The 2,779-nt window shown below is 67.6% G+C and carries 3 protein-coding genes and 1 pseudogene; all 4 read right to left on the minus strand.

The window, feature by feature from the left end; all coding sequences use genetic code 11:
- A pseudogene (locus tag ELR45_RS37560) lies at positions 1–493 on the minus strand (CaiB/BaiF CoA transferase family protein); the annotation flags it as partial.
- 44 nt (positions 494–537) lie between these two features.
- On the minus strand, positions 538–897 hold the full coding sequence (locus ELR45_RS11635; protein ID WP_129666136.1) for a hypothetical protein: 360 nt from the start codon (positions 895–897) through the stop codon (positions 538–540).
- Complete coding sequence (locus tag ELR45_RS11640; protein ID WP_129666138.1) at positions 894–1,757, minus strand: DODA-type extradiol aromatic ring-opening family dioxygenase; 864 nt, start codon at positions 1,755–1,757, stop codon at positions 894–896. The genes ELR45_RS11635 and ELR45_RS11640 overlap by 4 nt, the downstream gene beginning before the upstream one ends.
- A 35-nt stretch (positions 1,758–1,792) precedes the next feature.
- A partial coding sequence (locus ELR45_RS11645) for an amidohydrolase family protein (RefSeq protein ID WP_205856434.1) occupies positions 1,793–2,779 on the minus strand: 987 nt, incomplete at its 5' end.

The raw sequence follows: 2,779 nt of genomic DNA on the forward strand, positions 1-2,779 counted from the left end.
GCCCGGACATGGCCTGAACGAGGAGGTCGTAGCCGGGCAGGTCCTTGCCGCCGGCGGCGCCGAACCCGCTAATGGAGCAGTACACGGTGTGCGGGTTGCGGGCGGCGACGGAGTCGTAGTCCAGGCCGAACCGGGCCAGGCCACCGGGCTTGAAGTTCTGGATGAAAATGTCGGCACGCGCGGACAGGGCGTGGGCGACCTTGAGGTCGTCCTCGTCCTTGAGGTCGAGAGTCACCGACCGCTTGTTGCGGTTGATGGCCAGGTAGTAGGTACCGACCCCGTCGCGTACCGGCGGCACCCAGTGGCGGGTGTCGTCACCGGCGGGGCTCTCGACCTTGATGATCTCGGCGCCGAGGTCGGCGAGCAGCATGGTGGCGTAGGGGCCGGCCAGGACGCGGGAGAAGTCGGCGACGACGAGGCCGTGCAGTGGACCGCGCGGCGTCTCCTGGGTCGTGGTCGAACCCTGGTCGGGGGTGGTGCTTGGGGTGGTCATGGTTCCTTCCGGTGTTCCGGTTCAGGTGAGCGCTCGCGAGCGGTTCAGGTGGCGATGTCGGGGTAGGGCATCTGGAAGTGGTTGAGCCGGAGCGCGTACTCCTTCTGGAAGCCCAGGGGCTCGTGGTCGCGCTCGAACATCGCGATGAACAGCGTGAGGGTGAGGAACGGGTGGGTGCCGAGCTCGAACAACTTCACGTAGTCGTGCTCGGACAGCGCCTTGCGCTCGACGTCGTCGAATGCCAGCCACGTGCTGCGCTCCTCGAGGATGCAGTTCAGGATGCGGTTGGCTTCCTCGGCCTCCCACCAGCGCACGGTCTCGACCGGGTCGGTGCGGTACCGCTCGACGAGGTCGGGGTCGCGGTCGATGGTGAACAGGAACTTGTTCAGCAGGTACTTGCTCACGACAGGCTCCCTTCGGGGTACCAGGTGAAGTACGCCTCCATGGTGTGGAACAGGTCGAAGGTGTCGACGTAGTCGGCCTTCGCGTTCTCCCCGGCCACACCCATCATCAGCATGAAGTCCATGAAGCCGTGGGTGGCGTTGCCGGGCAGGTGCAGGCTGTCGAGGGTCACCTGGGACAGGCAGCCGTCGAAGTCTCCAGTGGAGATCCAGTCCACGGCCCGACGGTCGAACTCGGGGTCGGGGCCGTGGTCGCCGAACTGGCGGGGTCCGCCGAGCTCGAGGGACAGGTGGCCGGTGCCGATGACGGCGACCCGGAGGTTCTCGGGCCAGGAGTCGATGATTTCCCGGATGGTCTGCCCGAGCTGGATGAAGCGCTTCGGCTGCGGCAGCGGCGGGGCGAAGATGTTGGTGTAGATGGGCACGATGGGCAGGTCCGCCTCCGGCCGCAGCGTGATGATGGGGCAGGTGATGGAGTGGTCGATGCGCAGCTCGTTGCTGAACGCGAGGTCGAACCCGGAGTCGAGACCCTTGCGGAGCAGGTGGGCTGAGAGGTCCTCGTGGCCGTGGAGCGTCATCTTCGGCATGCCGAACTCGCGCTCCTCGTTGTACCAGTTGGCGTCGTAGAACGGTGCCTTGCCGATGAGGAATTGCGGCATGTTGTCGAGCCACAGCTGGTGGAAGTGGTCGCTGCCGACCATCACCAGCACGTCGGGGCGAGCCTTGGTCAGGGTCTCGCGGAACTTCTCGACCTTGGAGACCCACTCGTCAGCGAACGGCGGCCGGTCCGCCCCTGTCGCGGTGCTGGCCCGGTAGTAGAACGGGTGGTGGGTGGAGGCGATGACCGCACACACGGTTGCCATGTAGATGTCCTCTTTCTGTACCGGTAGTGCGGGTCTCAGCTCTCGACGAGCGGGCTCGCGAGGAGCCGGTCGCGGGACTTCTCCGCCTGGGCGCGAATGCTGTCAAGGTCGGGGTGGGTGAGTTGGCCGTTCCACTTCGCGGCCCTCCCGGCCACAAGGACGGTCTCGACGTTGCCGGGGTGTCCGGCACCGACGATGGAAGCGGCGATGTCGGCGCTGGGGACGGTGGTGAACTCGTCGAGGCGGAACACGATGAGGTCGGCGTCCTTCCCGACGGTGAGGCTGCCGGTGCGGTCGTCGAGGCCGGAGGCCTTGGCGCCGGCGATGGTGGCGAACTCGAGCAGGTCGCGCGGGGTGAACGTCGGCAGGTCCGCGTACTCCTCCGGCGCGAGGCTGACGCCGACGTTGTGCGCGGACAGGGCGGCGCGCATGACGTTGAACATGTCGCCGGCGACGGTCGCCTCGGTGTCGATGGACAGGCTGGGGCGGATGCCGAACTTCAGCAGCCTGCCGGTCGCAGGTGCGCCGAGGCCCGGCATGACGGCTTCGATGGCGGCCGACACCGATGCGCCGGCGCCGCAGTCGGCGAGCATCTTGAGCTCTTCGTCATCAGAGGTGCAGCAGTGGATGAACAGCAGGTCGTCGCCCAACAGGCCGGCCTGGCCGAGGGAGCCGATGCCGCGGAGCTGCGGGCCCCAGGGGCCGTTGCCGACGTGCATGCTGGAGCGGATTCCTAGGTCGCGGGCCAGCCCGATGTCGGCGGCGCTGACCTCGGTGGTGGACAGCTCGGGGCCGCGGAGCATGGCTTGGAGGGTGACCAGGGCGGTGTCGTCGGTGAGGACCTGCTCGCGGATGCGGCGGATGTCTTCGGGGTGGGTGGCCTCGCCGCGCAGCATCCACTTGTTGGAGTCGATGGACGGCCAGCCGTAGGCGAAGACGCCGCGGATGCCGGAGTCCTGCAGGGCGCGGATGGCTTCGTCGGTGTGGGCGGGACTGTTCTGGATGTGGGACTCGTCGCGCAG

The sequence above is a fragment of the Phytoactinopolyspora endophytica genome (assembly GCF_004138495.1).
In the GTDB taxonomy this organism is placed as follows: domain Bacteria; phylum Actinomycetota; class Actinomycetes; order Jiangellales; family Jiangellaceae; genus Phytoactinopolyspora; species Phytoactinopolyspora endophytica.